The 23,754-nt window shown below is 64.4% G+C and carries 26 protein-coding genes and 1 tRNA gene; 14 read left to right on the forward strand and 13 right to left on the reverse strand.

Annotated elements, in window-relative coordinates; translation table 11 throughout:
* Positions 1-2: 2 nt before the first annotated feature.
* The 3 genes from fsa to BA899_RS06105 are packed head-to-tail and all read right to left on the reverse strand — an operon-like array spanning position 3 to position 1,533.
* Positions 3-653, reverse strand: coding sequence for a fructose-6-phosphate aldolase (gene fsa, locus BA899_RS06095; protein WP_159300079.1), 651 nt, complete (start codon positions 651-653; stop codon positions 3-5).
* Between the two features lie 3 nt (positions 654-656).
* A complete protein-coding gene (locus BA899_RS06100; RefSeq protein ID WP_159300080.1) occupies positions 657-1,013 on the reverse strand; it encodes a histidine triad nucleotide-binding protein in 357 nt (118 codons plus the stop codon).
* 49 nt (positions 1,014-1,062) lie between these two features.
* Positions 1,063-1,533 (reverse strand): hypothetical protein, encoded by a 471-nt coding sequence (locus BA899_RS06105; protein ID WP_159300081.1) that lies wholly within the window; start codon positions 1,531-1,533, stop codon positions 1,063-1,065.
* Positions 1,534-1,641: 108 nt separating this feature from the next.
* Here BA899_RS06105 and BA899_RS06110 point away from each other — a divergent pair, with 108 nt between their 5' ends.
* From BA899_RS06110 to BA899_RS06155, 10 genes are all read left to right on the forward strand, one after another.
* Positions 1,642-2,304 (forward strand): peroxiredoxin, encoded by a 663-nt coding sequence (locus BA899_RS06110; protein ID WP_069134004.1) that lies wholly within the window; start codon positions 1,642-1,644, stop codon positions 2,302-2,304.
* A 120-nt stretch (positions 2,305-2,424) separates the two neighbouring features.
* Complete coding sequence (locus BA899_RS06115) at positions 2,425-2,757, forward strand: DUF1820 family protein (RefSeq protein ID WP_069134005.1); 333 nt, start codon at positions 2,425-2,427, stop codon at positions 2,755-2,757.
* Positions 2,758-2,794: 37 nt separating this feature from the next.
* Positions 2,795-2,885 (forward strand) — tRNA-Ser (locus tag BA899_RS06120).
* Between the two features lie 328 nt (positions 2,886-3,213).
* The gene (gene katG / locus BA899_RS06125; RefSeq protein WP_159300082.1) at positions 3,214-5,391 is read left to right on the forward strand and encodes a catalase/peroxidase HPI; all 2,178 of its coding nucleotides are present in this window, start codon (positions 3,214-3,216) and stop codon (positions 5,389-5,391) included.
* 145 nt (positions 5,392-5,536) lie between these two features.
* Complete coding sequence (locus BA899_RS06130) at positions 5,537-6,229, forward strand: YrhK family protein (protein ID WP_069134007.1); 693 nt, start codon at positions 5,537-5,539, stop codon at positions 6,227-6,229.
* Entirely contained in the window at positions 6,226-6,423 is a 198-nt protein-coding gene (locus BA899_RS06135) for a DUF1656 domain-containing protein (RefSeq protein WP_069134008.1), read from the forward strand. Before BA899_RS06130 ends, BA899_RS06135 begins: the two co-directional genes overlap by 4 nt.
* Positions 6,424-6,453: 30 nt before the next feature.
* The gene (locus tag BA899_RS06140; RefSeq protein ID WP_159300083.1) at positions 6,454-7,575 is read left to right on the forward strand and encodes an HlyD family efflux transporter periplasmic adaptor subunit; all 1,122 of its coding nucleotides are present in this window, start codon (positions 6,454-6,456) and stop codon (positions 7,573-7,575) included.
* The gene (locus BA899_RS06145; protein ID WP_159300084.1) at positions 7,572-9,521 is read left to right on the forward strand and encodes an FUSC family protein; all 1,950 of its coding nucleotides are present in this window, start codon (positions 7,572-7,574) and stop codon (positions 9,519-9,521) included. The genes BA899_RS06140 and BA899_RS06145 overlap by 4 nt, the downstream gene beginning before the upstream one ends.
* A 23-nt stretch (positions 9,522-9,544) precedes the next feature.
* Positions 9,545-10,912, forward strand: coding sequence for a TolC family protein (locus BA899_RS06150; protein WP_159300085.1), 1,368 nt, complete (start codon positions 9,545-9,547; stop codon positions 10,910-10,912).
* An 18-nt stretch (positions 10,913-10,930) separates the two neighbouring features.
* Positions 10,931-11,278 (forward strand): carboxymuconolactone decarboxylase family protein, encoded by a 348-nt coding sequence (locus BA899_RS06155; protein ID WP_148122147.1) that lies wholly within the window; start codon positions 10,931-10,933, stop codon positions 11,276-11,278.
* Positions 11,279-11,351: 73 nt separating this feature from the next.
* Here BA899_RS06155 and BA899_RS06160 read toward each other — a convergent pair whose 3' ends face one another.
* The 6 genes from BA899_RS06160 to rsgA form a co-directional block, all read right to left on the reverse strand.
* Positions 11,352-12,413 (reverse strand): ATP-binding cassette domain-containing protein, encoded by a 1,062-nt coding sequence (locus BA899_RS06160; protein ID WP_069134012.1) that lies wholly within the window; start codon positions 12,411-12,413, stop codon positions 11,352-11,354.
* Between the two features lie 18 nt (positions 12,414-12,431).
* Positions 12,432-13,451: a proline/glycine betaine ABC transporter permease gene (locus BA899_RS06165; RefSeq protein WP_069134013.1), complete on the reverse strand. Its 1,020-nt coding sequence runs from the start codon at positions 13,449-13,451 to the stop codon at positions 12,432-12,434.
* 80 nt (positions 13,452-13,531) lie between these two features.
* Complete coding sequence (locus BA899_RS06170; protein WP_159300086.1) at positions 13,532-14,494, reverse strand: ABC transporter substrate-binding protein; 963 nt, start codon at positions 14,492-14,494, stop codon at positions 13,532-13,534.
* Positions 14,495-14,728: 234 nt separating this feature from the next.
* Positions 14,729-15,217 (reverse strand): hypothetical protein, encoded by a 489-nt coding sequence (locus BA899_RS06175; RefSeq protein ID WP_159300087.1) that lies wholly within the window; start codon positions 15,215-15,217, stop codon positions 14,729-14,731.
* Positions 15,218-15,712, reverse strand: coding sequence for a hypothetical protein (locus BA899_RS06180; RefSeq protein ID WP_159300088.1), 495 nt, complete (start codon positions 15,710-15,712; stop codon positions 15,218-15,220).
* A complete protein-coding gene (rsgA, locus tag BA899_RS06185) occupies positions 15,709-16,596 on the reverse strand; it encodes a ribosome small subunit-dependent GTPase A (RefSeq protein ID WP_159300089.1) in 888 nt (295 codons plus the stop codon). Before rsgA ends, BA899_RS06180 begins: the two co-directional genes overlap by 4 nt.
* A gap of 73 nt (positions 16,597-16,669) precedes the next feature.
* Between rsgA and orn the strand changes: the two genes are divergently transcribed.
* Positions 16,670-17,230 (forward strand): oligoribonuclease, encoded by a 561-nt coding sequence (gene orn, locus BA899_RS06190; RefSeq protein WP_069134017.1) that lies wholly within the window; start codon positions 16,670-16,672, stop codon positions 17,228-17,230.
* Between the two features lie 12 nt (positions 17,231-17,242).
* Here the strand turns inward: orn and BA899_RS06195 are convergent, their stop codons facing one another.
* Both BA899_RS06195 and ppsA read right to left on the reverse strand, forming a co-directional pair.
* Positions 17,243-18,067: a sulfurtransferase gene (locus BA899_RS06195; protein ID WP_370456324.1), complete on the reverse strand. Its 825-nt coding sequence runs from the start codon at positions 18,065-18,067 to the stop codon at positions 17,243-17,245.
* Between the two features lie 8 nt (positions 18,068-18,075).
* Positions 18,076-20,451 (reverse strand): phosphoenolpyruvate synthase, encoded by a 2,376-nt coding sequence (gene ppsA / locus BA899_RS06200; protein ID WP_069134019.1) that lies wholly within the window; start codon positions 20,449-20,451, stop codon positions 18,076-18,078.
* Between the two features lie 77 nt (positions 20,452-20,528).
* Between ppsA and BA899_RS06205 the strand changes: the two genes are divergently transcribed.
* The 3 genes from BA899_RS06205 (at position 20,529) to BA899_RS06215 (ending at position 22,321) form a co-directional block, all read left to right on the forward strand.
* Positions 20,529-21,350, forward strand: a complete 822-nt coding sequence (locus BA899_RS06205) for a pyruvate, water dikinase regulatory protein (protein ID WP_069134020.1) — start codon at positions 20,529-20,531, stop codon at positions 21,348-21,350.
* 63 nt (positions 21,351-21,413) lie between these two features.
* A complete protein-coding gene (locus BA899_RS06210; RefSeq protein WP_144348431.1) occupies positions 21,414-21,887 on the forward strand; it encodes a DUF1249 domain-containing protein in 474 nt (157 codons plus the stop codon).
* An 11-nt stretch (positions 21,888-21,898) separates the two neighbouring features.
* On the forward strand, positions 21,899-22,321 hold the full coding sequence (locus BA899_RS06215) for an Rrf2 family transcriptional regulator (RefSeq protein ID WP_144348430.1): 423 nt from the start codon (positions 21,899-21,901) through the stop codon (positions 22,319-22,321).
* On the opposite strand, the gene BA899_RS06220 is transcribed toward BA899_RS06215, so the two are convergent.
* Positions 22,322-22,996, reverse strand: a complete 675-nt coding sequence (locus tag BA899_RS06220; protein WP_069134023.1) for a response regulator transcription factor — start codon at positions 22,994-22,996, stop codon at positions 22,322-22,324.
* A gap of 15 nt (positions 22,997-23,011) precedes the next feature.
* Positions 23,012-23,740 (reverse strand): amino acid ABC transporter ATP-binding protein, encoded by a 729-nt coding sequence (locus BA899_RS06225; RefSeq protein WP_198515279.1) that lies wholly within the window; start codon positions 23,738-23,740, stop codon positions 23,012-23,014.
* Between the last annotated feature and the right edge of the window lie 14 nt (positions 23,741-23,754).

Raw genomic sequence — 23,754 nt, forward strand, 5'->3', positions numbered from 1 at the left:
ACCTAGAGAGTCTGTCCTGTGGACTCCCAGTCGCTCAGGAACTGCTCGAGCCCCTTGTCCGTTAGGACGTGGTTGGCGAGCCCGCGAATGACACCGGGCGGGATCGTCGCCACATCGGCGCCCGCCAGCGCTGCGGTTTTGACGTGGTTGGCGTGCCGGATCGATGCGGCAAGGATCTTCGTGGGGAAGTCGTAGTTGTCATAGATGGCACGGATATCGCTGATCAGGGCCATTCCATCGATGTTGATGTCATCGAGTCGGCCAATGAAAGGCGATACGTAAGTGGCGCCGGCCTTGGCCGCAAGCAGTGCCTGGTTGGCGGAAAAGCAGAGCGTCACATTGGTGGCGATGCCATCGCCGCTGAGTCGTCGACAGGCCTTGAGGCCATTCAGGGTCAGGGGCAGTTTGACGACAACATTGTCAGCAATTTCCGCCAGCGTCCTCGCCTCGCGGAGCATGCCCTCGTACTCGAGTGCGGCGACTTCGGCGGAGACCGGACCATCCACGATCTCGCAGATTTCGCCGACAACGGTCCGGAAATCGCGCCCCGACTTGGCGATCAGCGACGGATTGGTGGTAACCCCGTCAAGCAGGCCATAGCCATTGAGCTCGCGGATGTCGTCGGCCTGTGCGGCATCCACAAAAAACTGCATCGCTCAGTTCCCCGGCCAGGGCGGCCAGCCCATGCTGCGCCCACCCATTAGGTGGAGATGGATATGCCAGACGGTCTGCCCGGCATCACGGCCGCAGTTGAATATGCTGCGATACCCCGTGTCCGCGATTCCCAGCTCGTGGGCGAGCTTTTTGGCGGTCAGGTGCATGTGGCCGATCAGGGACGCGTCATCGGGCTGGATATCGACCATGCTCTCGATGTGCCTGCGTGGGATGATCAGCACATGCGTGGGCGCCTGAGGGTGAATGTCGTGAAAGGCCACCACCTGGTCATCCCGATGGATTACATCGGCATCCATCCGCCCGGCGACGATCTCGCAGAAAATGCACGGTTTACTCATGGGGCGAGATTAAGGCCGACATCCCGCACGACGCAAGCACTGCCCCATGTCAGTCGGCTTTGGCGTCCACCCGCGCCCGGAGTGCCTCGGCAAGGGTCTTCGCCTGGGTGTTGTCGGCGGCATCCACTGGCGTGAGTCCTTCGCGGGTCAGGAACGTGTCCGACCAGTGGTCACCGGCGGCCGCGAAGGTCATGAAATCGCCCCACCACAGAATCTGGTAATGATCGGCCGTGATGCGGTTGTGGGCGAGGCGGCTGTCCTCCTCGAGGCCATACACATCGACCCGGGTGAGTATCGGCTCGAGTGCCGATTTGATCGCAATCAGCGCAGGCCCCCGCAGCGCCCAGCGCTGCGGCTCCATGCGTCGCAACCACTGCGAGATCTCGGGCATGTTGCGAAACCACTGCAGCACTACGGCCTCGCCGTTGCTGGTGGCACAGCCGACCTGGAACCGACGGGGGTCACGGCGTTGGGTGAGCAGGCTGACGTCGCTGAAGTTCTGTCCTTCCCATGCGTGCATTTATACGATCCGGTTATATAAAGATAAGAAATGATTCTTTTGGTTTGGGGCCTGTCCCGTCATACAGTGCCGGTATTGCTATCCAACACAAATCAATGGAGCGTTTTGATGGGACTGCGTATCGGAAGCCTCGCGCCGGATTTTACCGCCAAAACAACCGAAGGCGAGATCCGCTTTCATGACTGGATCGGTGACAACTGGGCGATTCTTTTCTCGCATCCGAAGGACTTCACGCCGGTCTGCACCACTGAGCTCGGCTACATGGCCCAGCTCAAGCCTGAGTTCGACAGGCGTGGCACCAAGGTGATCGGCCTGTCGGTGGATCCGGTCGAAAACCATGCCACCTGGGCGCAGGATATCGAGGAGACTCAGGGGACGGCGCCCAATTATCCGATGATCGGCGATACGGACCTGACCGTCGCCAAGCTCTACGACATGCTGCCCGAGGACGAGGGTGACAGCTGCGAGGGGCGCACGGCCATGGACAACGCCACCGTGCGTGCTGTCTACGTCGTGGGGCCGGACAAGCGCATCAAGGCGATGCTGGTTTACCCGATGACCACCGGGCGTGATTTCAACGAGATCCTGCGGTTGCTCGATTCCCTTCAGCTGAACGCCCGACACACGGTCGCGACGCCCGTGAACTGGCAGGACGGTGACGACATCATCATCCCGCCGGCGGTCAGTGACGAGCAGGCCCGGGATAAATTCCCCGAGGGCTGGGAAACGCTCAAGCCGTATCTGCGGGTGGCCAAGCAGCCGGCGGACTGAATCGGTTAAAGGCCGGGGCAGCAGGGGCTGGCCCGGTCCGCCCCTCCCGCCTCGAATGTGCCCGATGGCCTCGCGTGTTACGCTCACCGGCTAATGTCAGCAATCACCGGCGGGACCCGCATGGCGTCTGCAGAGCATATCTATCGCGTGATCTTCCACAACCAGGGCAAGATATATGAAATCTATGCCCGTAATATTTCCGATGGCGGGCTGCTTGGGTTTGTGGAGATTGAGGAGCTCACCTTTGGCGAGCGCACCCAGGTGGTCGTGGATCCCGCCGAAGAGAAACTCAAGAGCGAGTTCGAAGGCGTCAAGCGCACCTATGTGCCCATGCACTCCATCGTACGAGTCGACGAGGTCGAAAAGGAAGGCACCGCCAAGATCTCTGAGGCGGACGGCAACGTCACACCGTTTCCCAGCTCGGTCTACACCCCGGGGCACCGCACCGATTGATCGTGAGCCGGGTGTGAATTAACCTGCACGCTGTTCTGGAGAGGTGTCCGAGCGGTCGAAGGAGCGCGCCTGGAAAGCGCGTGTACGGTAACCCCGTACCGAGGGTTCGAATCCCTCCCTCTCCGCCAGACATAAAACAGGGGCCGCGGGCCCCTTTTTTATGTCTGGCAGTGCCGGGGGGTTCGGACCCTCGGTACAAGCAGATAGTGGGTTCGACCAATCGCGCAAGCGATTGGGACGCCGAGCGCCGCGAGGCGCCCGGAGGGTGAGGCCCGCAGGGCCGAATCGATCCCTCCCTCTCCGCCAGACCCACCTATTGATTGCAGCTAACAGAAAGCCTCGCTCGATTGCTCCCAGCTATTACCCCCATTGGCAGCAACAACTTCCATCCTCAGCTGTGTTTGTTATAACTGCAGCCTGAAGAGCAACCATTGGCACGAGCGGAGTATACGAGCTATGGCAGCAGCCGATATCGATAAAGCGGGCAAATGCCCGGTCATGCATGGCGGGGCGACCAACCAGAGCAGCGACAATATGGAGTGGTGGCCCAACGCGCTGAATCTGGAAATCCTCCACCAGCACGACACCAAGACCAACCCGATGGGCGAGCATTTTGACTACCGCGAGGAAGTCAAGAAGCTCGACTACGAAGCGCTGTGGAATGACATGCGGGCGTTCATGAAGGACAGCCAGTCCTGGTGGCCGGCCGACTGGGGCCATTATGGCGGCCTCATGATCCGTATGGCCTGGCATGCTGCTGGCTCCTATCGCACATCCGACGGCCGGGGCGGTGGGGGCACCGGCAACCAGCGCTTCGCGCCGCTGAACTCCTGGCCGGATAACACCAACCTGGACAAGGCACGCCGCCTCCTGTGGCCGCTCAAGCAGAAGTACGGCAATCAGGTGAGCTGGGCGGACCTGATCATCCTTGCCGGCACGGTGGCGTATGAGTCCATGGGCCTCAAGGTGTTCGGCTTTGGTTATGGCCGTGAAGACATCTGGCATCCCGAGAAGGACATTTACTGGGGCTCGGAGAAGGAATTTCTTGCGCCCAGTGACGAGCGCTACGAGGATGTTGAAAACCCCGAGACGATGGAAAACCCGCTGGCCGCCGTCCAGATGGGGCTGATCTACGTGAACCCCGAGGGTGTCAACGGCAACCCGGATCCGCTGGCTACGGCCGAACAGGTGCGGGTGACCTTTGATCGCATGGCGATGAACGACGAGGAAACCGTCGCGCTGACCGCTGGCGGTCACACCGTGGGCAAGTGCCACGGCAATGGCGATGCCGAGCTGCTCGGGCCCGATCCGGAAGCGGCCGACGTCGAAGAGCAGGGCCTTGGCTGGAACAACCACACGACGCGCGGCGTCGGGCGTGACACGGTCACCAGTGGTATTGAGGGCGCCTGGACCACGAAGCCGATCGAGTGGGACAACGGCTACTTCTATCTGCTGCTCAATTACGAGTGGGAGCTCAAGAAGAGCCCGGCCGGCGCCTGGCAGTGGGAGCCGGTGGACATCAAGGAAGAGGACAAGCCGGTTGATGTCGAGGATCCCTCCATCCGACTCAATCCGATCATGACCGATGCCGACATGGCCATGAAGATGGACCCGGCCTATCGGGAGATCTCGGAGCGGTTCTACAACGACCCGGCCTATTTCGACGACGTGTTCGCCCGCGCCTGGTTCAAGCTCACGCACCGTGACATGGGTCCCAAGGACCGCTACATCGGCCCGCATGTCCCGGATGAGGACTTGATCTGGCAGGATCCGGTGCCCGCGGGCAACCGCGATTACGATGTGGATGCACTCAAGGCGGCGATCGCCGGGAGTGGCCTGTCGATCGATGAAATGGTCGCGACCGCCTGGGACAGCGCCCGCACGTTCCGCAACTCGGACCTGCGCGGCGGTGCCAACGGCGCCCGCATCCGCCTGGCGCCCCAGAAGGACTGGGCCGGTAACGAGCCTGAGCGGCTGCAGAAGGTACTCGGTGTGCTCGAGCCGCTGGCCCGTGATGCCGGGGCGAGCCTGGCCGACACCATCGTTCTGGCCGGCAACGTCGGCATCGAGCAGGCGGCCAAGGCGGCCGGTTACGATGTCACGGTGCCGTTCCTGACCGGACGGGGTGATGCGAGCGAAGAGCAGACTGATGCCGCGTCCTTCGATGTCCTGGAGCCCGAGGCCGATGGCTTCCGCAACTGGATGAAGAAGGATTACGTCGTCAGCGCCGAAGAGCTCATGCTCGACCGCGCCCAGCTGCTGGGTCTGACCGGGCCGGAAATGACCGTGCTTGTCGGCGGCATGCGGGTGCTCGGCACCAATCACGGCGGCACGCAGGAGGGTGTGTTCACCGACCGGACCGGCGAGTTGACCAACGACTTCTTCGTCAACCTGTGCGACATGGGCAACACCTGGAAGCCGGTGGACACCAACCGCTACGAGGTGCGTGACCGGCAGACCGACGAGGTCAAATGGACGGCCACCCGGGCCGACCTGGTGTTCGGCTCCAACTCGATCCTACGGTCCTATGCCGAGGTCTATGCGCAGGACGACAACCAGGAGAAGTTCGTCAACGACTTCATCAGCGCCTGGACCAAGGTGATGGACAACGATCGGTTCGATCGCGTCGCCTGAGCCCTTCACCCCGTGAAGCGAAGCCCCGCCGCGGCCACTGCGCCCCGGCGGGGCTTTTTGTGTCGGATCCCCCGGAGACTCGGCGCGGCGGCCTTTTCGTGGCAATATCTAGCGCTGATCCATTGATGACAGGTTTCAGGACCCCATGCCACATCTTTTCGTCAACCGCAGCCGGGCCTATGACCTGCTGGAGTCCTCCGAGAAGGCGGGACGCACGTTTGTCTGGGAGAGCGTCAACGCCATTCTCTACGTCTTTGGCGGCGTTGCGTTCATCTTTGGCAGCCTGTTCTTTTTTCCTGCGCTGGAGGCCGAACTCAACTGGGGTGTCTGGGGCTTTTTCATTGGCTCCATCCTCTATCTGCTGGTCACGGCGCATGATGTGCTGGAGGTGCTGCGCTACCGGCGCGAGCCGCACCGGGGGCGTTCACTCGAACTGGTTGCGGCCAGCGGCTATCTGATCGGCACGATCCTGTTCCTTGTCGGCAGCGTCCTGTTCTTCACCTTCGTGGACCTGACCGTCGCGGGCGCCTGGTGCTTCATCATCGGCAGCCTGCTGTTCACCGCCTCGCCATTCGTCAATGTGCTCCAGGTCCACCATCTCAGTGCGCGCGCCCTGCGCCTGTACACCCTGACCGGCATCAGCTTTGTGGCCGGCGCGGTGCTCTTCACCACCGCCTCCATCCCCTATCTGTGGAACATCGGGGATTCGCGGCTTGCGATCGAGCTGTCGGATTTTCTGGGGGCGCAGTATCTGGTCGGCAGTGTCCTGTTCCTGGCCGGCGGGTTTTTCAACTATCTGCGCGCCTGGGTCCGGGTGCGGGAGTATCGCTCGCAATGATCCCGCTGTTTGGCACCCTTTTCCCAGGTTGGATTCTGGTGGTGGCGGCGGCGGCGCTGATCACCGTCGGGCTGACGCTGATCCTGCGCTGGGTGGGTCTGGGGGCTGCGATTCCCGCCAGGCCAGTGTTCAATCTGGCGCTTTTCCTGCTGGTGACGTTCATTCTCTGGGAGGTCCTCTATGCCAGTCACTGATCGCCACGCCGTCAGAAGGCAGGGACAGCGATGAGCGCGCGGGAGGCGATGCGCCAGCGCATCACCGACCGCCATGGTGCCGGCTCGGGATCGCCGGGGCGCTGGCGCCGGATAATCGGGGTCGGCCTGCTGATTGGCGTGCTGTTGGGTGCCGGCATCATGGGCGAGCGGGTGGTGAGCACGCTCGATACGCGCCCGCGGACCAGTGATGCGCAGATCGCGGCGGATACGACGCTGTTGGGCGCCCCGTTGCCGGGCCGTGTTGTCGAGATCGCCGTTCGCGAAAATCAGCCGGTGAAAGCCGGAGCGGTCCTGTTCACGATCGACCCGGCCCCCTACGCCATGGCGCTCAGTCAGGCTGAAGCGACGCTCGACGCCGCCACGGCCGAACTGGCGGACGCCCGCCGGCGGATTGAGGCCGAGGCTGCCAACGCCGATGGCGCGCGTGACGAGATTCAGCGCGCGGAAGACGACCTGGCGCTGGCGGAGCGCACTGTGGAGCGCCTGACCCCATTGGCAGAGGCGGGCATCGTCTCGCAGCAGACCTATGATGAAGCCGTCACCGCCCGTGCCAATGCGCAGACGGCGCTGCGTCAGGCACAACAGGCGGCCGTTGCAAGCGTCGATCTCATCGAGACCGCTGAGGCGCTGGAGGCTGAGCGCGATGCGGCCCGGGCGGCGGCACAGCTCGCCCGCTGGGAGCTTGAGCAGACCACTGTCAGGGCGCCGTTCGATGGGGTTGTCGTGGGTCTTTCCGCGGCCAGGGGGCAGTACCTGGTCCCGGGCGAATCGATCCTCACCCTCATTGATGACCAGTCCTGGCACGCGGTGGCACTCGTGCGGGAAACCGACCTCGCCGGGATACGCCCCGGGAGCGACGCGGAAGTGAGTGTCGCGATTGACACCAGCACGGCCGTCAAGGGCCGGGTCGAGAGCATTGGGCGGGGCATCCAGCTGTCGGATGACGTCGATCTGGCCGGCCGACTGCCCTACGTTCAGGCAACGCTTGACTGGGTACAGGTGGCGCAGCGCTTCCCGGTGCGCGTCAAACTCGACAACCCACCGGATCACCTGCGGCGGCTGGGGGCGTCAGCCCGGGTCGTGTTCACGCCCGATGCGAGCGCGGCCCCTGAGTCCGGAGGAGGGCGGTGAGCATTCTCGCGGATCTCGCCCCGCGACCGGGGCGTTTTCGTGACGCCGTCTCCATCGGAGGGCTCTGTACCGCCATCGTCGTGGTGTCCATGACGCTTCGTATTCCCGAAGCGGGTCTGGCCGCCTATCTGGTTTTCTTCGCCTATCGGCCCGATGCCAATGGCACCATCGCCGTGGCGGTGGTTTTCGCCGCGCTCTCGATCCTGGTGGTGGGTCTGTCCATCCCGATGCTCGCCGCGGTGGTGGATAACCCACCGGCGCGCATGGCGTTGGTCGCGGTGATCACGTTTGTCGGAATGTGGCTGGCGAGCGCTACGCCACTCGGACCCATCGCCAGTACGCTGGCGATGCTGTTGACGTTTCTGGTGATCCTGCCGGATGTGGTCAATCTGCCCATCCCCAACGAGATCGAACTGCTCACTCGCGGTATCGCCTGGGTGGGGCCGATTGTCATCGTGGCGATGATCACCATCGGGGTGCTGGCGTATCTGTTCGGGCGTAATGCGGTGGGCGTGGTCGAAGATCGTCTGGCGGAACGGCTTGCGGCGGTGGAGGAGCGGCTCGCCGGGCGGATCGATGCCGGGGCCTTTGCCGAACGGGCCACGGCGGCGCCGGCACGGGTCGAGGATCTGAATAAGTTTGCGGGCCTCTCGACTTCCCGGGCGGACTGGCAGCGGCTGCAGGCGCTTGATCGTGAGCTGCTCGAGCTGATGCTGGCGGTGGCGGCCCTCGACGCCAGCGGCGCCGATCAGCGCACGCGGTCCGGCCTGGCGGCGGCTCTGACCGACACTGCGGCGATGGTCCATGCGAGCGCCCCCGAGTCCGCCGCCGACAGGCCACTGGTCGCGGCCACCGCCGAGGACGTGGCGGCGCAGCTGCGTCGGGTGGGCGGTATTCTTAAAGGCGACCCGCTGCCGGCGGCGCCCGCCCGCGCCAACGAGTCAGTCGGGTTTCGGGCGTTGTTGGCCGAACCCCGCCACTGGCAGTTCGCCACCAAGGTCACGCTGGCGGCGATGGCTTGCATCGTGCTTTTTACCGGACTTGAGTGGGTGAGCGTCCACACTTGCCTGATTACCTGTTACTACGTCTCAGAGGCCACTCTGGGCGAGTCGGTTCACAAGATGACGCTGCGGATGATCGGGTGTCTGATCGGGGCGGCGATCGCGGCGTTGAGTCTGATCTATCTCGTCCCACTGATGAATGATGTCGGCCAGCTCGCGCTACTGGTGTTCGTTGTCGCATCCATTGGCGGTTGGATCGGGGTCGGCTCCGAGCGCATTGCCTACGCGGGCTTTCAGATTGTCCTCGCGTTCTTTCTCGTGGTGCTCGAGGCCTTCGGGACTTTTGGGGTGAATTTCGGCCCGAGCTACGATTTCGAGCCGGCCACCGGGCGCATCATCGGTATCCTGCTCGGCTCGCTGGCCTGCGCGTTCGCCTTTGTCGCGCTCTGGCCGCTGCCCATGCGGGTGGATGTCGCCGATGGGATTCAGCGGGCCTACCGGTCCGTGGCGGCCGGACTCCGGGGGAGTCCGCTGCCCGAGCGCGCGGGTGTGCTCGCGGGCCTGGGGCGCGCGCGGGACCTGCAGGATTACACCGCCTTCGAGCGGGCCGTCGAAATCGATTCCATCACCCCCGCCTGGGGCGCCGCCATCGATGAGGCGTTCACCACCCTCGCCGTGGCATCGACGCTCGAGCGTCGCCGGGCGCGGGCCTCCGGTGCCCCGTTGATCAACACGCAAGCGTTTGCCGAGGCATTCGAGCAGGATGCCGAGACCTTCGCCATGGGCCGCCTGGCGCCGCCATGGACACGCACCGCCGACCCGTCGCTGGGTGCCACCGGCGCGGACGCGAAGGACCAGGCCCTCGTCAATTACCTCCAGGAGATCGCAGGATGCCGTACCGCTCCCTGCGCGGCCGAGTCGCCGCAGCCAGCGCTCTCGTCATAGTCCTCTGCGGATGTTCCCCGCGCATGGATTCGCTGGCGCCGGCAAGCTCAGTGACTGAGTGGGATGTGCCCGTGACGCTGACCGATCAGGCCCAGCAGGCACTGGGGGCGACGGATCGCCCGATGCCAGCCGTGCATCGGGATGCGCCGCACGATCTGCCGGCGCTTATTGATCTCGCTCAGCGCCTCAACCCCGAGACGCGGGTCGCTTGGGAGCAGGCACGGGTTGCCGCCCATGCCGTGGATGCGGCCAGCGCCGAGTATTTCCCGCAGATCGGCGCGGGACTGGTCATGGGGCGCGGGCGCTCCGACATTACCTATGACCTGCCCGGACTTGGCAGTACCACGGTCGACAATACCGCCACGGCCACCGTGCCCACGGTCTATGCGGAGTGGCTCCTTTACGATTCCGGCGGTCGCGATGCCGCTGTCAGACTCGCGCGCCGACTCGCGCTCTCGGAGAACATCGGGTTCAACCTGGCCCACCAGGAAACGGTGCTTGATGTGACCCGCGAGTACCACGAGCTGCGATCGGCGCGCACCCAGGCGGAGGCGGCGGCAGAGGCGCTCGCCAATAGCCGGCGGATTCTGGCGGCCGCTCGGGCCCGGCGGGACCAGGGCCTGGGCGATGTTGTCGAGGTCGCCCAGGCCGAGCAGGCGCTGGCGCAGGCCCAGCTTGATGATCTACGCGCCCGGGGCGAGGCCCGGAGCGCGCGCGCCGCCCTGCTGGCAAGCGTGGGTGTCGCGCCGGATGATGATCTGGCGATCGCCACGGGGCCCATGCCTTTGCCGGTGGAGATGACCCAGCGGCTGGATGGTCTTGTCCGCGACGCCCTGGTGCACCGGCCCGACATTCTCCAGGCCGTGCTCAATCTCCAGGCGCAGCGCGCTGCACAGGCTGGTGCCGAGGCCGAATTCCGGCCCAAAGTCGGTGTGGTGGCGTCGCTGGCTCGTAACGAGGGTGGGCTGGCGATCAACGGTAATCGATTTGATTTACCCGCGACGGACAGCCTTGCGCTGTTGACGCTCGAGGTGCCCATCTTCAATGGTGGGCTTCGGGAGAGTCGACGCAGCGCCGCGGCAGCCGAAGTGGCGGGCGCCGAAGCGGCCCTCGCTGCCGTGCGTAATGAGGCCGAGGCGGCCATCATCACGGCTTATGAGGGCATGCGGACCGCGGTCGAGGCGGTGCGCAGTGCCGAATCCCTGGTGGCGGCCTCGCGCCGGACGGCCGAGGCGACGCTCTCGGCCTATCGCGAGGGGGTCGGCAATCTGCCCGATGTGCTGGCCGCACAGAACGGGCTTCTCGATGCCGAACAGCTCGCCTCGCAGGCGCGGGCCGACGCGCATGTCTCGGTGGCAGTGCTTGCCTTCGAGACGGGTAACTTTCAGTAAGACGTCAAGGAGTCATCGATGTACAAGGATTGGGCGAACACAACCGACGAGCTGACCAAGCTCATGCAGTCCTTCGGCAAGGGGCATCCCGAAGTCGCCAAGGGCTTTACCCAGCTCTCGAAGGCGGCGGAAAAGGACGGCGCGCTCAGTGCCAAGGACAAGGAGCTGATGGCGCTGTCCATTGGTGTGGCGATTCGCTGCGAGGGCTGCATCGCCTTTCATGCCAAGGCGGCGGCCGAGTACGGCGCGACCCGCGCCGAGGTGCTGGAGACCATCGGGGTCTGCCTCTACATGGGCGGCGGCCCGGCATTCGTCTATGGCGCTCAGGCGCTGGAGGCATTCGACGCCTTTGCCGAAGACCGCTGACCCTCTCGTCTGAGCACAAAAAAAGGGCCGACGCCGATGGCGTGGCCCCTTTTTCTACCCGCGGGCAGTCGGCTCAGTAATTGCCGCGCACGCCATCCACCGCCGCGCTGGTGGGCACAAGGGCCTTGACCAGGGTCTGCATGTCGATCATGCCCACCTGCTCTCCGTCCTTGGTCACCCGGTAGACCAACCCGGTGTCACCATCCGAGGCGGCAATCACCGACTCGAGGTTGGACTCCTCGTCGATCTCTCCCGCCACGGGGCCTTCAATGGGCTCGCGGGTGTGCTGCATCACCGAGCGGACCCGCAGCACGCGGGCGCGGTTGATGTCGCTGATGAAGTCGATGATGTAGGGGTCATTGGGTCGCAGGAGGATGTCCTGCGGCTCGCCCTGCTGCACCGTATAGCCGTCCTTGAGAATCACCAGATGGTCGGCGAGCTTCAGCGCCTCGTCCAGGTCATGGGTGATGAACACGATGGTCTTGTGCAGTTCCTGCTGCAGCTCGAGCAGCAGGTCCTGCATGTCGGTGCGGATCAACGGATCGAGTGCCGAGAAGGCCTCGTCCATCAGCATGATGTCGGAGTTGGACGTCAGCGCCCGTGCGATACCGACCCGCTGCTGCATGCCACCGGAGAGCTGATGCGGGTGCTGGTTGTCATTACCCTGAAGCCCGACCCGCTTGAGCCATTTGCTGGCTTCCTCCAGGGCGGCCTGCTTGTCTTCACCGCGCACGATCAGCGGCATTGCCGCATTCTCGGCGATGGTGCGATGGGGCAGCAGGCCGAACTTCTGGAACACCATGGACATGTGCTCACGCCGCAGTTGGCGCAGCGCGGTCTCGTCATAGGCGATGACATTCTCGCCATTGACCGTGACGTCACCGGAGGTGGGCTCGATCAAGCGGTTGAGGTGCCGGATCAGCGTCGATTTGCCCGAGCCGGACAGCCCCATGATGACGGTGATCTGACCATCCGCCATGTCCACGTTGATGTCCTGGAGCCCCAGGACATGTCCGTACTGCTCGAGCAGATCGGTTTTGTTGACACCGGCCTTGACGTGTTCCAGCGCTGCGGCCGGGTCGTCACCGAAGATCTTGTACAGATGCTGGATCGAGATCTTTATCTGATCGCTCATTGAATCGACCTCCTGTGATTACTGCTGCGACGTGTTGACGCGGGCCAGCGCGGCCTTGGTCACACGATCGAGGATGACGGCGAGGAGGACGATGCCGAGCCCGGAAACCAGTCCCACACCCAGCTCGAGGTTGCGGATGCCGCGCAGCACCAGCACGCCCAGACCCGGCGCGGACACCAGCGAGGCGATCACGACCATGGCCAGGCTCATCATGATGGTCTGGTTGACACCCGCCATGATGTTGGGAAGCGCGAGCGGGATCTGCACGCCATAGAGCTTCTGCCGATCGGTCATGCCGTAGGCATCCGCGGCCTCGATCACGTCCTTGTCGACCAGCCGGATCCCCAGGTTGGTCAGTCGGATCACCGGCACGATGGCGTAGAGGATGATCGCGATGCCGTAGAGCTTGGGCTCGGTAATCGAGAACAGGAAGATCAGCGGGATCAGATACACAAACGGCGGCAGGGTCTGGAGCATGTCCAGCACCGGCGTGATACCGCGTTGCAGGTTGTCGCTGCGGGACATGGCGATGCCGATGGGCACCCCCAGCAATACGCAGATCAGCGAGCAGACGAAGATGATCGCCAGCGTCTGCATGGCGTAGTCGTAGTGGTCGATGAAGGCGAGGAACAGGATCATGGCGGCCACCATGCCCACCAGCCGGACCGACTTGGAGGCGACGAACACCACGGCCAGCATGATCGGCACCATGATGAACCAGGGCACGGTCTGGAACATGTTGAGGGCGCCGTTCAAAAACCAGCTCAATGGCTGGGTGATCGGGTCAAGCACGAACTTGAGGCTGTCCTTGATGGCAAGGAAGCCACTCTCCAGACCGCTGGTCAGATCTCGCGTCTGGGCAATGGCCGGGCAGGCCTCGTTGAGGTTGTCGAGGGACGGGAACGGGAGTTCCCATAGGGAGGGCGAACCGGTGTTCTGGCTGGCCAGGAGGTCATCCATACTCATGGATCCACCGCCCTTCTCGCCGCACCACTGGCGCAGTCCCAGGCTGTTGAAAATAAAATCGTAGGTCGCCATCGGCGGATTCCTTTCGTGGGATGAGAAAAGGCGCCGGGGCGGAAGCCCCGACGCCTGTGGTCATGTCAGGGCGCGTGCCCTTAGAACATGCCCTGCAGGTTGGAACGGGCATCCTCGCTCAGCCAGCTCATCCACTCTTCCTGATTGTTCTGCAGGAAGTAGACGACCGCCTCGTCAACGGTTGCCTCGTTATCGGTATGCCAGGCCAGCAGACCGTTCATGACGTCGTTGTCGAACGTGACGTTCTGCATGAGCTCGAAGGCTTCCGGCTCGCGCTCGGCCAGATCCGCGGTCACGACGTTGAACACGCTGGCGGACGGGAACGACGAGACGCCGACCTCGTTGCACTCGGTGTTCTGGTTGCAGTCGTGGACTTCCTCGTTGTACGGACCCAGATCAACGCTCACGAAGTCGTACTTGCCGAGCGGTGCGGTGGGACCCCAGTAGTAGCCGAAGTAGGGCTCTCCGGCCTCATAGGCCGATGCCATGGCGGCCTGAAGGGTCTCGCCGGAACCGTGGTTGAACACCTCGATGCCATTGCCTTCCAGATCAAACGCCTCTTTCAGCGAGTCGTTGACGATCCGGCAGCCCCAGCCGTCGGGGCAGTTGTGGAAACGGGCGCCGACGAGCTCAGGGTTGTTGAGGATCCCTTCAATGGTGCCGAGCTCGGGGTTTTCCTCGACGAGGTAGCTCGGCACGAGCCAGTGCTCGGTACCGCCCTCGCTGAAGGCGTCGGAGGCCTTCACGACCTTGCCTTCTTCGGCAAGCTCGAAGTACAGCGGGGCGGAGTTGACCCACAGCTCAGGCACGATGTCGGGCTCGTTGTTCTCGGCCAGCGAGGTGATCGCGGTGGTGGTCGCCGACGGCACAACCGTGACATCGCAGCCATAGCCCTGCTCGAGCAGGAACTCGGTGACACCGGTCATGATGCCGCCTGAGGTCCAGTTCATCTCGGCGACGGACACTTCGCCGCACTCGGCGTTGGCCGCCATGGGTGCCATCGCACCGGCGAGGACGAGGGCGTATAGAGGACGCTTACTCATGGTTTTCTCCATTATCTTGGATTAATTGAAGGATTGGCCATCAGCCGGAGCGGCCCGAGTACCCGCTGATAACGGGGTCGCGCCTGCACCGGTGCGATGGAAAGGGGAGAGTCTGCTGCACAGCGCATGCAGTCTGAATTTTGCGCGGTCGATCGGGTATCGGATTGCCCGGTCTCCGTGTCCAGGTTGAGTTAACTATAGATCAACTTTTCTGATCAGCGCAAACGGCCGGACTCATCCGAGCCAGGAAAGGGCCAGGGCGCCCGCCAGCGGGCCCAGCACCATGCTGACCAGCCAGCGGCGCCAGACGAACGCCCAGCCGAGGGTCGGCAGTTCATAGGCAAGCACACGATGGAGGGCAAAACACGACCATCCGGTCAGCAGCGCGATGAGCTGCGGGGTGCCCACGCCGGCGCGCTCGAGCACCAGGATCAGTGGGAATGTGACGGTCGGCCCGCCCGGCAGGATGCCGCCGAGCGCCGAGGCGATGACAACGCCGGTGAGCCCCGAGCGGGCACCGAGCCACTCGCCGAACAGCGCCTGGGGGATCAGTTCACCGACAAGGCTTGCGGCAATCAGTGCGATGGGCAGTCGGATCAGCAGCGGAGCGAGCTGTCGCCACGCCCCACGGATGACGCTGACATGGCTGACCGCGCTATGGCGATGGCCCATCACGCCAAGTGTCAGTGCCATGCCGAGGATGCTCAGATAGGCATAGACCATTCAGCGGCGCACCGGCTCGCCCAGCCATTGGGCGGTGACGCCCGCGATCAGCGGCAGGGGCAGTGACACGAGAAGGCGCAGCACAACAAAGTCGACGCCAAAGAAGGGTAATTCCCAGATCAGGATGCGCTGGATTCCGAGCACCGACCAGGCGGTCAGGTAGGTGATGCAGATCGGCAGCGAGGCACCCACCGCACGCAGTCCGACAACCAGCGGAAACGCCATGAACGGTCCGCCCGGGGTGACCGCGCCGGCGGCAATGGCGATGAAAAGCCCGCGCCAGCCGGCATCACGGCCGAGCCATCGTTCAACGATCTCCCGGGGTAGCAGGGCCTGGGCATAGGCCGCCATGACAATGGCGATGACCACCAGTGGAATGACCAGGGCGATCAGCTCGCCGGCTGACAGTAGCGCACCGATCACGGCCTCCACGCCCTGACGCTGGGCGAGGAGGGTACCGGCGGCTGTGGCCAGCACCACGAAAAACACCGTCATCCGCCGGTTTCCTCACGAAGGCGTTGCCAGCGTTGCCATTGCCCGGCGTCTATTTCACCGCTCTCCAGCCCCTGCCGAATGGCGCAGGCGGGCTCATGGCCGTGACGGCAGTCATTGAAACGACAGCGGCGGGTGGCCGCCGCAATCTCCGGGTATGCGGCATCCACGTCACTCGCGGATAGATGGTCGAGCCGCAATGTGCGGACCCCGGGCGAGTCGACCACGGCGCCGCCATCGGGGCGCTCGAACCAAGTGGTCGCACTGGTGGTATGCCGGCCCTGGCCGCTGGTCGCGGATATTTCCCCGATACGCCGCGATGCCGTGGGGATGAGGGCCTGGGTGATGGACGATTTGCCGACCCCGGACTGCCCCACCAGGATCAGGGCTTCATGGCGGGTCGCGGTCTCCAGGTGGGCGAGCCCGTCGTCGGATAGGAGGCTGCCCGTCATCAGGACGATCCCCTGGTGCTCGCAGCGCGTCCGTAAGGCGCGCATCGCCCCCGTCGGCGTCGACGGGGCCAGGTCCTGCTTGTGACACCAGATGAGCAGCGGAATGCGTAGTGCCTCGCCGAGGACGATATAGCGGTCGATCAGCAGGGCGTCGGGGACAGGCTGTGGGGCGATCACCACGACGATGCGGTCGATATTGGCGGCCAGACCCCGAGGTCGACCGCGAAAGTCACCGCGTTCGATGAGATTGGTGCGCGGCCGGATCGCATCGATCCAGCCCGCGGTGGCGTCGGCGGACCAGTCCACCCGGTCGCCACAGACCGGGCGGGGCGCGCGCCGACTGCGGGGGTGGCAGCGATGCAGCGCGCCGGACGAGTCGGCCACAAGGCAGTGATTGCCGCTGCTCACGATCACGCGGCTGCCGGTCTCATCCATGGCGTGGGTGTCTCGGTCGGGGAGTGGCTTTGGTAGACTGCCGGCTCAATGCAGGCAAGGGGAATGCAGACCAATGCTTTACTCGGCGACGAATCTGATCTGGATCGATCTTGAAATGACCGGGCTCGACGTCGATCGCGACCAGGTCATCGAGATTGCCACGATCGTCACTGACGCCGATCTGAATGTGCTTGCCGAGGGGCCGGTGCTGGCCATCCATCAGCCTGAGTCGGTACTGGCCGGCATGGACGAGTGGAATCAGACCCAGCACGGTGGCTCGGGCCTGCTCGAGCGGGTGCGTCAGAGCGTGGTGGATGAGCGTGAGGCCGAGCGTCAGACCCTGCGATTCCTCGAGCAATGGGTGCCGGCGGGGGTGTCGCCCATGTGCGGCAACAGCATCTGTCAGGATCGTCGCTTCCTCCATCGGGTGATGCCCGAGCTCCTGGGGTACTTCCACTACCGGCACATCGACGTGAGCACGCTCAAGGAGCTGGCGCGGCGCTGGCTGCCTTCCGTGGCCGAGACCACCGGTAAGACGAGCTCGCATCTGGCGCTTGACGATATCCGCGACTCCATCGCCGAGCTGCGCCACTACCGCGCCAGTTTTCTGTGTGAGGCGGCAAGGGGTGGTTGATGTCGGGCGTGCTCAGGCGTTGCTCCCGGCACTGACGGGGCGCCGCGGGTCGTTACCCCATTCCGACCAGGACCCATCGTATCCGCGGACCCGCTCGAATCCGAGCCAGCGCAGCACGACATAGCTCAGCGATGAGCGGTGATGCGTCTGGCAGTGCGTGATCACCTCGCGCTCGGGCGTTACGCCGAGTGCGGCATAGGACTCGCGCAGGCTCTCCGCTGGCCGCAGGCGGCCGTCACCGGCTGCGTCGACGTTATCGGTCCAGTCCAGATTGACGGCGCCGGGAATATGCCCGGCGCGTGCCGCGCGAACGTCGTCGCCGCGATACTCGCCCGGCGAGCGGGCATCGAGGATGACCACATCCGGGTCGTCGAGGTGTGATTCGATGTAGTCGGCGTCCGCCCGCGCGCGGCTGGCGGCCGTATCGACGGGGTAGGGCGGCGCCCCGGCCCGGGCTGCGTGGGTGTCGGCCACCAGTGGCAGTCCTTCCGCCCGCCACGCCGGCAGTCCGCCGTCGAGCAGCGACCAGTCGTCGTGACCCACGCAGTCCAGGGTCCAGAGCAGTCGCGAGGCGGCGCCACCGCCGCTCGCGTCATACGCAACGACATGCCGCGTCGGGATGATGCCCGCTTCGGCCAGCACCCTCGCGAGTGTGGCCGAATCCGGCAGCAGCCCGCTGGCCGGGGGCCGGGCGGCTACCAGATCCGCATAGCGCAGGCAGGTCGCCCCCTCGATGTGGCCCTGAGCGTGAACGGTCTCATCGCCCACAAACACCACCTGGATCCCGGGGTCGCCCAGGCGCCGCGCCAGATGATGCGCCGCGATCACTCGTGGCATGGCCGCCATCAGTGGGTCTCGCCGCCCAGGTACAGCCAGGTCTCGACCACGCTGTCAGGGTTGAGTGAGACACTATCAATGCCCTCATCCATCAGCCAGCGCGCCAGGTCGGGGTGATCCGAGGGGCCCTGGCCGCATATCCCGACATATTTGCCCGCCTTGTTGGCGGCCTGGATCGCCATGTGCAGCAGCGCCTTGACGGCCGGGTCCCGCTCTTCGAACAGGTGCGCGACCAGTCCTGAATCGCGGTCCAGCCCCAGGGTGAGCTGGGTGAGATCGTTGGAGCCGATGGAGTAGCCATCGAAGATCTCGAGGAACTCGTCGGCCAGCACGGCATTCGACGGCAGCTCGCACATCATGATGACCTTGAGCCCGTCACGACCCTTTTCGAGCCCGTTGCGGGCAAGCAGATCCACCACCTGACGGCCCTCATCGGGGGTGCGCACGAACGGGATCATGATCCAGACATTGGTCAGCCCCATTTCCTCGCGCACCTTGCGCAGGGCCCGGCATTCGAGCTCAAAGCAGGGCCGGAAGTCCTCCGAGATGTAGCGCGACGCCCCACGGAAGCCGATCATCGGGTTCTCTTCCTCGGGCTCGTAGGCCGCCCCGCCGATGAGGTTGGCGTACTCGTTGGACTTGAAGTCGGACATGCGCACGATCACCGGCTGATCGGCAAAGCTCGCGGCCAGTGTACTGATGCCCTCGGCGAGTTTATCGACGTAGAAACTGACCGGATCATCATAACCGGCGATCTGATTGTCGATGACCGATTTAAGGTCATCCGGCTGCTGGTCATACTCCAGCAGTGCCCGGGGATGGATGCCGATCATGCGGTTGATGATGAACTCGAGCCGGGCCAGCCCTACGCCGGCATTGGGCAGCTGGGCAAAGTCGAAGGCGCGGTCCGGGTTGCCCACATTCATCATGATCTTGAATGGCAGCTCGGGCATGTTGCCCAGCTCGATGTTGCGGATCTCGAAATCCTGGATGCCCCGGTAGATGTAGCCGGTATCTCCTTCGGCACAGGACACCGTCACCTCGAGGCCATCATGCAGGCGGTCGGTGCCATTGCCGGTGCCGACCACCGCGGGGATGCCCAGTTCGCGGGCGATGATGGCGGCGTGGCAGGTTCGCCCACCGCGGTTGGTGACGATCGCCGAGGCACGCTTCATGATCGGCTCCCAGTCGGGATCGGTCATGTCGGTGACCAGGACGTCGCCGGCCTCGACGGTGTGCATGTCCTCGAGATCATCCACCACACGGGCGCGGCCGGCGCCGATACGCTGACCGATGGCGCGGCCTTCAACCAGCACCTGACCACGTTCGTGGAGCTGGTAGCGCTGTAGACTCTGGCCGCCGTCGCGGCTTTTCACCGTCTCTGGCCGGGCCTGGAGGATGTACAGGCGCCCGGTCTCGCCATCCTTACCCCACTCGATGTCCATGGGGCGGCCATAGTGGGCCTCAATGGTCATCGCCTGACGCCCCAGCGACTCGACATCCGCATCACTGAGGCAGAAACCGGCCCGTTCCGCCTGTGATGTCTCGACGACCCGCACCGTCTCGTCGCTGTCCGGGTCGTCCTCATAGACCATCTTGATGGCCTTCTCACCCATCGTCCGGCGCAGGACGGCGGGCCGCCCGGCGGCCAGCGTCGCCTTGTGAACATAAAACTCGTCGGGGTTGACCGAGCCCTGCACCACGGTCTCGCCAAGACCATGGGAGGCGGTCACGAACACCACGTCACGGAAGCCGGATTCGGTGTCCATGGTGAACATCACGCCCGAGGCACCGACATCGGTGCGCGCCATTTCCTGAATGCCCGCTGAGAGCGCGACCTTGTCGTGCGCAAAGTCATGGTGCACGCGGTAGGAGATCGCGCGGTCGTTGAACAGCGAGGCGAAGACGTCCCGGATCGTGCGGCGGACGTTGTCAAGCCCGCGGACGTTGAGAAAGGTCTCCTGCTGGCCGGCGAAGGAGGCGTCGGGCAGGTCTTCGGCGGTCGCTGAGGACCGCACCGCCACCGACAGATCGGCTTTCTGCGAACGCTCGACCAGCTGCGACCAGGCCTTCGCGATCGCTTCGTCGAGTTCCGCCGGGAAGGGGGTTTCGATGATCATCGAGCGGATCTGTGCGCCAACCCGTGCCAGCGCCTGGACATCGTCGATGTCCAGACCGTCGAGGGCGGCCTCGATCCGCGGCCGCAGCCCGCTTTCATCCAGAAAGTCCCAATACGCCTGCGCGGTGGTGGCGAAGCCCCCGGGGACCTGTACGCCCGCCCCGGAAAGGTTGCTGATCATCTCACCGAGCGAGGCATTCTTGCCGCCCACCCGCTCGACATCGTCCATGCCCAGCGACTCGAACCAGACTACATATTCGCTCACTACCGCTCTCCCGTTAAAAGTATGTGCCGCACCGGTATACTGATGCGTGATTATCGTTGATCAAGTCGAGTCCCGCCATGTCTGAATCGCGCAGTGTCTTTTTCATATCGGATCGCACCGGGATTACCGCCGAGACGCTTGGCCACAGTCTGCTCACCCAGTTCGCGCTCGAGGCCTCGCCGGTGAGCATGCCTTTTACCGACAGCCCGGACGCGGTGGATGCCGCCATCGAGCAGATCGAGTCGGCGGGACGCGCCAGCGGCGTGCGCCCCATCGTTTTCAGCACCATCATCGATGCGGGCCTGCGCAACCGCCTGCGGCGGGTCAACGCCGTGGTGCTTGATTTTTTTGACACCTTCATCGGCCCGCTCGAGAGCGAGCTCGGCATGGAGTCGAGCCACACCATCGGCCGCAGCCATGGCATTGCCGATCCCGGGGCGTACAAGCTGCGTATCGATGCCATGAACTACGCGCTATCCGCCGACGATGGCGCCGCGGTGCGTCACTACGAGCAGGCCGACGTGGTCCTTGTCGGCGTGTCGCGCTCGGGCAAGACACCGACCTGCATCTACATGGCGCTTCAGTACGGGATCTACGCGGCGAACTATCCGCTGACTGATGATGATCTGCTCAGTGGCCGGCTGCCGGAAGTGCTGCGGCCGTTCCGCCAGCGGATCTACGCGCTCACGATCCGCCCCGAACGGCTCGCCCAGATCCGTGCCGAGCGGCGCGCGAACACCCGTTATGCGTCGCTGCGCCAGTGTCAGTATGAAACGGCTCGCGCCGAGGGGCTTTTTCACCAGGAGAAACTGCCTTTCTCGAACACCACCACCATGTCCATTGAGGAGATCGCGGCGATGATCATCCAGTCGCGTCATCTTCCGCGGCGACTCTATTAAAATCCCGGCTTTGATGCCAGTCAGGGGGCGTCCCACGCCGCGTGGCTGTGCTAGCATCCGCGCATGATCAAGCAGCCTGGCCAACTCGTTGCAGAGCGCCCGCCGCAGGGCAGTTTCGCCGCGCTCATGGAGCTCTACGAGAGCAACTACATCTTCCTGCGCCGCCTGGTGCCGCAGCTTGACGGACGGCGTGACGCGCAGGTCTCGAGCGTTGACCGCGGCCCCGATCTGCATCTTGAAGTCATTGAACGTTGCCCCTACACCACCACGCTGATGCTCACCCACCGGTTTGCCCGTCGTGATGGTGATGAGTCGCTGCCGGATCTGCAGGTGCGTATCTATCACGATGCCCGGGTGGCCGAGGTGCTGGCCACTGAGACCGAGACCGCGGGGCAGGCGCCGCTGGCCTGGCGCTGGGGGGCCAACCGGTTCCTCTATCGCTGGCTGCGCTACTGTCTTGGCGAGGGACACGGTTTTCCGAGTGCCAGCGGCGAAGCGGTCGTGCTGAGGCCTTCCGCAAGACGCTGGGCCGTCTAGGAGGGGGTTGCATGCGCCTTTCAACGAAGGGCCGCTACGCCCTGACCACCATCATGGACCTGACGCTGCATCAGGACGGTGGGCCGGTCACGCTGGCGGATATCTCCCAGCGTCAGTCGCTCTCCCTGTCCTATCTTGAGCAGCTGTTCGCCGATCTGCGCCGCGACGGACTGGTCCATGGCATGCGCGGACCGGGCGGCGGCTATCGCCTGGCCCGGGCGGCCGACACGATCAGCGTGGCGGCGGTCATCATGGCGGTGGATCCGCCGGCTGCCGCCATGGTGGATGACGGGGGTGGGCATGATGACGCGGGCAATCACTGCATCACCCATGACCTGTGGTCGGATCTGTCCGATCAAATCCGGGATTTTCTGGCCGGTATCACGCTGGCCGACCTTGCCGCGGATCCCGCGCTGGTGTCGCTGGACGGGTGACTACGGTTCGAGGTCGACGAGGCCGAGTTTGACCGCCGCCAGGGTCGCCTCGGCACGGGTCGATACATTGAGTTTGAGATAGATCGACTTGATGTGGCCGGCCACGGTGGACGGCCGGATCACCAGTGCCTCGCCCACCCGATGCCGATCGAGCCCCTGGGAGAGCAGGGCAAGGACCTCGATCTCGCGCTGGGTCAGTCCGGCCGCTTCGCTATCGGCGGGTTCAGAGCCCGTGCCGGACCCCGGCTCAGTCAGTGGCGCTTCAAACTGCCGCAGCGCGAGGCGCGTGATTTCGGGCGAGAGCCCGGGGTCTCCCTTGCCGATGGCGGCGAATAGCGCCTGGATCCCGTCGTTGCCCTGGTCCTTGAGGATATAGCCGTCAATGCCCTGGCGCAGGGCCGCCCGCAGATGGGCCTCGTCATCATGCCGGGTCAGCAGCACGCGCGGCGAATCGGGGTAGAGCATGCGCATCTGCTCGATCAGCTCAAGCCCCGAGCCGTCGGGCAGATAGAAGTCGGTGATGAGCAGTCCCGGCATCGAGCGGCCAAGCTGCCCATGGGCCGACTTGATGTCGGAGACAGCGATCAGGTCAATTTCGGGCCAGAGCCTGCAGAGGATGTTCTGGACCCGCTGCTGTTCGTCGCCATCCGGGTCGATGACCAGAGCGCGCTTCATCCAATCATCCGTTCCTCAGTGCTGCAGGATCTGTTCGAGAAACTCGCGGGTCCGCGGTTGCTCGGGGCGGGTGAAAAAGTCCCGGGGTGGCGCGGCCTCGACGATCTGGCCGTCATCCATGAAGATCACCCGGTCCGCCACGGTCTTGGCAAAGCCCATTTCATGGGTGACACACAGCATGGTCATGCCGCTGCTCGCCAGCTCGACCATGACATCCAGGACCTCCTTGATCATCTCCGGGTCGAGCGCCGAGGTCGGCTCATCGAACAGCATGATCTTGGGCTGCATGCACAGGGCCCGGGCGATGGCCACCCGCTGCTGCTGTCCGCCTGAGAGCTGGCCCGGGTATTTGTCCGCCTGTTCCGGGATGCGCACCCGTTCGAGATAGTGCATGGCCATCTCGATGGCCTCGCGCCGGGGCGTCTTACGGACCCAGATGGGCGCCAGCAGGCAGTTCTCGAGCACGCTCAGGTGCGGGAACAGGTTGAACTGCTGGAACACCATGCCGACCTCGCGCCGGATGGCCTCGATGTTCTTGACGTCTTCATTCAGCTCGACGCCGTCGATGATGATCTGGCCGCGTTGATGGGCCTCGAGGTGGTTGAGGCAGCGGATCAGCGTGGACTTGCCCGACCCGGACGGGCCGCAGATCACGATGCGCTCGCCCTTCTGGACATCGAGGTTGATCGAGTTGAGCACATGGAAGTCGCCGAACCACTTGTTGAGGTCGTTGACCTGAATGATGCTCTCATCACTGG

Origin of the sequence: Spiribacter sp. SSL99 (assembly GCF_009805925.1) — a bacterium.
Taxonomy (GTDB): Bacteria; Pseudomonadota; Gammaproteobacteria; order Nitrococcales; family Nitrococcaceae; genus Spiribacter; species Spiribacter roseus.

What these genes read in the sequence shown, in the direction of transcription:
- fsa (WP_159300079.1), bottom strand. Translation starts at nt 653, where the DNA reads ATGCAGTTTTTTGTGGATGCCGCACAGGCCGACGACATCCGCGAGCTC.
- BA899_RS06100 (WP_159300080.1), bottom strand. Translation starts at nt 1,013, where the DNA reads ATGAGTAAACCGTGCATTTTCTGCGAGATCGTCGCCGGGCGGATGGAT.
- BA899_RS06105 (WP_159300081.1), bottom strand. Translation starts at nt 1,533, where the DNA reads ATGCACGCATGGGAAGGACAGAACTTCAGCGACGTCAGCCTGCTCACC.
- BA899_RS06110 (WP_069134004.1), top strand. Translation starts at nt 1,642, where the DNA reads ATGGGACTGCGTATCGGAAGCCTCGCGCCGGATTTTACCGCCAAAACA.
- BA899_RS06115 (WP_069134005.1), top strand. Translation starts at nt 2,425, where the DNA reads ATGGCGTCTGCAGAGCATATCTATCGCGTGATCTTCCACAACCAGGGC.
- katG (WP_159300082.1), top strand. Translation starts at nt 3,214, where the DNA reads ATGGCAGCAGCCGATATCGATAAAGCGGGCAAATGCCCGGTCATGCAT.
- BA899_RS06130 (WP_069134007.1), top strand. Translation starts at nt 5,537, where the DNA reads ATGCCACATCTTTTCGTCAACCGCAGCCGGGCCTATGACCTGCTGGAG.
- BA899_RS06135 (WP_069134008.1), top strand. Translation starts at nt 6,226, where the DNA reads ATGATCCCGCTGTTTGGCACCCTTTTCCCAGGTTGGATTCTGGTGGTG.
- BA899_RS06140 (WP_159300083.1), top strand. Translation starts at nt 6,454, where the DNA reads ATGAGCGCGCGGGAGGCGATGCGCCAGCGCATCACCGACCGCCATGGT.
- BA899_RS06150 (WP_159300085.1), top strand. Translation starts at nt 9,545, where the DNA reads ATGGATTCGCTGGCGCCGGCAAGCTCAGTGACTGAGTGGGATGTGCCC.
- BA899_RS06155 (WP_148122147.1), top strand. Translation starts at nt 10,931, where the DNA reads ATGTACAAGGATTGGGCGAACACAACCGACGAGCTGACCAAGCTCATG.
- BA899_RS06160 (WP_069134012.1), bottom strand. Translation starts at nt 12,413, where the DNA reads ATGAGCGATCAGATAAAGATCTCGATCCAGCATCTGTACAAGATCTTC.
- BA899_RS06165 (WP_069134013.1), bottom strand. Translation starts at nt 13,451, where the DNA reads ATGGCGACCTACGATTTTATTTTCAACAGCCTGGGACTGCGCCAGTGG.
- BA899_RS06170 (WP_159300086.1), bottom strand. Translation starts at nt 14,494, where the DNA reads ATGAGTAAGCGTCCTCTATACGCCCTCGTCCTCGCCGGTGCGATGGCA.
- BA899_RS06175 (WP_159300087.1), bottom strand. Translation starts at nt 15,217, where the DNA reads ATGGTCTATGCCTATCTGAGCATCCTCGGCATGGCACTGACACTTGGC.
- BA899_RS06180 (WP_159300088.1), bottom strand. Translation starts at nt 15,712, where the DNA reads ATGACGGTGTTTTTCGTGGTGCTGGCCACAGCCGCCGGTACCCTCCTC.
- rsgA (WP_159300089.1), bottom strand. Translation starts at nt 16,596, where the DNA reads ATGGATGAGACCGGCAGCCGCGTGATCGTGAGCAGCGGCAATCACTGC.
- orn (WP_069134017.1), top strand. Translation starts at nt 16,670, where the DNA reads ATGCTTTACTCGGCGACGAATCTGATCTGGATCGATCTTGAAATGACC.
- BA899_RS06195 (WP_370456324.1), bottom strand. Translation starts at nt 18,067, where the DNA reads ATGCCACGAGTGATCGCGGCGCATCATCTGGCGCGGCGCCTGGGCGAC.
- BA899_RS06205 (WP_069134020.1), top strand. Translation starts at nt 20,529, where the DNA reads ATGTCTGAATCGCGCAGTGTCTTTTTCATATCGGATCGCACCGGGATT.
- BA899_RS06210 (WP_144348431.1), top strand. Translation starts at nt 21,414, where the DNA reads ATGATCAAGCAGCCTGGCCAACTCGTTGCAGAGCGCCCGCCGCAGGGC.
- BA899_RS06215 (WP_144348430.1), top strand. Translation starts at nt 21,899, where the DNA reads ATGCGCCTTTCAACGAAGGGCCGCTACGCCCTGACCACCATCATGGAC.
- BA899_RS06220 (WP_069134023.1), bottom strand. Translation starts at nt 22,996, where the DNA reads ATGAAGCGCGCTCTGGTCATCGACCCGGATGGCGACGAACAGCAGCGG.